General features: G+C 69.6%; 3 protein-coding genes. 1 reads left to right on the forward strand and 2 read right to left on the reverse strand.

The window, feature by feature from the left end:
* Positions 1 to 11 precede the first annotated feature (11 nt).
* Together ACYP33_RS23095 and ACYP33_RS23100 are read right to left on the reverse strand one after the other, a co-directional pair.
* Complete coding sequence (locus ACYP33_RS23095; protein ID WP_459624072.1) at positions 12 to 1505, reverse strand: aldehyde dehydrogenase family protein; 1494 nt, start codon at positions 1503 to 1505, stop codon at positions 12 to 14.
* Between the two features lie 163 nt (positions 1506 to 1668).
* Positions 1669 to 2499 (reverse strand): helix-turn-helix transcriptional regulator, encoded by an 831-nt coding sequence (locus tag ACYP33_RS23100; protein WP_459624073.1) that lies wholly within the window; start codon positions 2497 to 2499, stop codon positions 1669 to 1671.
* 192 nt (positions 2500 to 2691) lie between these two features.
* On the opposite strand from ACYP33_RS23100, the gene ACYP33_RS23105 reads away from it, so the two are divergent.
* Positions 2692 to 3036, forward strand: a complete 345-nt coding sequence (locus ACYP33_RS23105) for a cupin domain-containing protein (protein WP_414441559.1) — start codon at positions 2692 to 2694, stop codon at positions 3034 to 3036.
* Positions 3037 to 3177 lie beyond the last annotated feature (141 nt).

Consider the following 3177-nt stretch of genomic DNA (forward strand, 5'->3'; position numbering starts at 1 on the left):
CTCCGATCCGCTCAGGCGGAAATCCGGTGCCGCAGCTCCTGATAGCTGCGCAAGCCGGCCACGCCCAGTTCGCGCCCGATGCCGCTGAGGCCGAGGCCGCCCCAGCAGACCTGCGGAAAGATCAGTTGCGGCGTGTTGATCCACGCCAGCCCCGCGCGCAGCGCCTGGGTCATGCGCCGGCCGGCCGCCTCGTCGCGCGTGACGACCGTGGCGACCAATCCGTAGTCCGTATCGTTGGCCAGGGCGACGGCTTCGTCGTCGTGGTCGAACGACTTCACGCAGGCCACCGGGCCGAACACCTCGTCGGTCCACAGCAGGTTGTCCGTGGCCGGCTCGGCCACCACCATCGGCGCGCGGAAGAAGCCGCTCTCGCAGGCCGCATCGAGTTGCCCCGAGAACGCCACGCGCGCGCCGGCCGCCAGGCCGGCCTCGACGGTGGCGTCCACGCGCGCGCGGTGCGCGGCAGAAATCAGCGGCCCCATCGCCACGCCGCCCACGTGCGGTGGCGCGACCACCAGCGCTTTCACGGCCGCCTCGAACGCCGTCATGAACGCGGCGCTCACGTTGCGATGCACCAGGATGCGCGCCGTGGCCGAGCACATCTGGCCGGCGTTCGTGAACGCGCCGCCCACCGCGAGCGAGACGGCCAGCGATAGATCGGCATCCTCACGAACGATCAGCGCCGACTTGCCGCCGAGTTCGAGCGTGACGCGCGTCATCCGTTCGGCGGCGGCGCGCATGACGTGCCGCCCGGCGGCGGTGCTGCCGGTAAACGAGATCTTGTCGATGCCGGGATGGGTGCTCAGTTGCGCACCGACCTCGGCGCCGCCGTTCACCACGTTGACCACGCCCGCCGGCACGCCGGCCGCGTGCACCAGCGCGATCAGGCGATGCTCGACTGGCGAGGTCAGCTCGGACGGCTTCAGCACGGCCGTGCAGCCGGCCGCCAGCGCGGGCGCGAGCTTCCAGGCGGTGGTCACCATCGGGAAATTCCACGGCACGATCAGCGCGGCCACGCCGAGCGCGTCGTAGCTGCGTTCGGCCGATACGTCCGCGCCGTCCAGCGCGATCGGCTCGGGCGCGAACATCGTCGCGTCGTCGCACAGCCCGGCGTAATAGCGGAACGTTGCCGCCGCGTCGCTGGCGTCGATCTCGGCTTCCACGGGCGGCTTGCCGCTGATCCGGCATTGCAGCCCGGCCAGGGCCTCGCGATCGGCGTCGATGCCGTCGGCGATCGCGCGCAGCAAGCGGCCGCGCTCGGCGGCCGGCGTGGCGCGCCAGCCCGGCAAGGCAGCGCGCGCGGTGCTGACGGCCTCGCCGATCAGTGCCGCGTTCGCGTGCTCCTGCCAGCCGGCGGCCGCGCCCGTGGCCGCGTGATGCAGCGGCGTGCGCGCCTCGCTCGCCTCGCTGGCATCGGTGCTCAGAAAGCGCGGCGTGCCGGCGATGGTGGCGGCGGGATAGACGGTGAGCCCATCGTGGGCGCGACGGGTCGGAACAAGGCTCATCGGGATGTCTCCGTGGTTCGATGCACGGGGCGAGCGCCCGCGTCGCGACGATGGTAGGGGAGTTCGCGCGGCGGACGAATCGTGAAATGACAATGTCCACATCGATATGGATCGATGCAAGTGTTCGGGAATGCTAAACGGTGGAGCGACGGGCAAGGCCGCGTCAGCGTTCGAGCTGGCCCCAGGTCACCAGCTCGCGCTTGGTTCGCACGCCGAGCTTGGCGAACGCGCGTTTCACATAGGATTCGGCCGTCACCACGCGCACGCTCAGGATGTCGGCCGCCTCGGGCACCGTCTTGCCGCCGATCAGGTGCGCGCAGATCTCGTATTCGCGCTTCGAGAGCCGCAAGCCGTCGCGCGCGATGCGCGCATCGAACTGCGCGAGCGGGTGCAGATGCGGCGTGAAATGTGCGATGCGTCGCGCGGCCGTGGTCGAGGCGTGCAATTCGAGCAGCGGGAACAGGCAATCGCTGACGGTGCGAAAGCGCTGCATTTCGGCGAGCGAGAAGGCCGGCTGCCGCGTGTCGCGTTCGAGCGCGATCGAGTGCTGGGCGTGGCGCGTGCCGCGCGCCAGCACGCATTCGTGCGCGATCTGCACCTCGTCGTAAAGCCGCTGGCGGAATTCGCCGGGCGGAATCGCGCCCACGTCGCGTACCACCAGCAGCGTGCCCACCTCGCCGCGAATCCCGGCGAACAGCGGATCGCGATCGTAGAAGCGGTCGTAGTAGAGCGTCATCACGTCGGCGATCGTGCTGGTGTCCATGCCCACGCCGCCGCTGCCGACCCATTCGGCGCGAAACCCGCTCGGCATGGCCGAATCGGTGCGCGAGCGCTCGATATGGACCACGTTGACCGGCACGATCTCGTTGAGCAGCACGGTCAGGCGCGGCACGAATTCAGGTGTCCCGACGGAATCGATGACGCGCCCGAGCGTCTGGAACGAGATCGGGATCGGGGCGGAATCGGCGGGAGAAGAAAGGGCTTGAACGGCCATGATGCGTGCCGGAATGGAGGCGAACCGATTATAGAGCACGCTCCGGTGGCACCGGCAAGCAGGGTTTTCCAATGCATTCGCCGCGCCCCGCGCGCACCGACGAAACACGGCTTGCCCCCCCTGAGGGGGGGCATACCGGCCCGCGCCCCGTGGGTACAGTCCTCACCACACTTCATTCACGGAATCACGCAAATGAGCAAACTGGTTCAGGACATCGTTCCCCTCGGCGCGGGCCTCGGCGATTTCACGCGGCTCGACTACGGCATGGACGAATGCGACTGGCGCGCGAGCGCCGGCAAGAGCGGCGGCCATGTGGTCGGCTGGTGGGAGGGCAAGGTTGGCGCGGTCGATTTCCCCGCCACCGAAGCGGACGAGGCGGTGTGGCTGGTGGAAGGGCGCATCGCGCTGACCGATGCCGAAGGCACGCGCAAGGAATTCGCGGCGGGGCAGGGTTATCTGCTGCCGGCCGGCTTCGCGGGCCGCTGGGAAACGCTGGAAGACGCGAAGAAGTTCTACGTCGTGCTCGAAAAGGCCTGAGCGCGGCGGTGCGGCGCATCGCTCGCCGCGCCACGCGATCCCGTTCCACCCGCGCCGCCGGCGGCGGCGTTTTTCGTCAGGAGGCTCGCGATGCTCGACACTGCGAACCATCGTGAAGCCGGCCTCGGGGCCGGCGCCGAA

The sequence above is a fragment of the Burkholderia sp. 3C genome (genome assembly GCF_054589155.1).

Coding starts and splice junctions, on each gene's coding strand:
- ACYP33_RS23105 (WP_414441559.1), top strand. CDS start 2,692: ATGAGCAAACTGGTTCAGGACATCGTTCCCCTCGGCGCGGGCCTCGGC.
- ACYP33_RS23095 (WP_459624072.1), bottom strand. CDS start 1,505: ATGAGCCTTGTTCCGACCCGTCGCGCCCACGATGGGCTCACCGTCTAT.
- ACYP33_RS23100 (WP_459624073.1), bottom strand. CDS start 2,499: ATGGCCGTTCAAGCCCTTTCTTCTCCCGCCGATTCCGCCCCGATCCCG.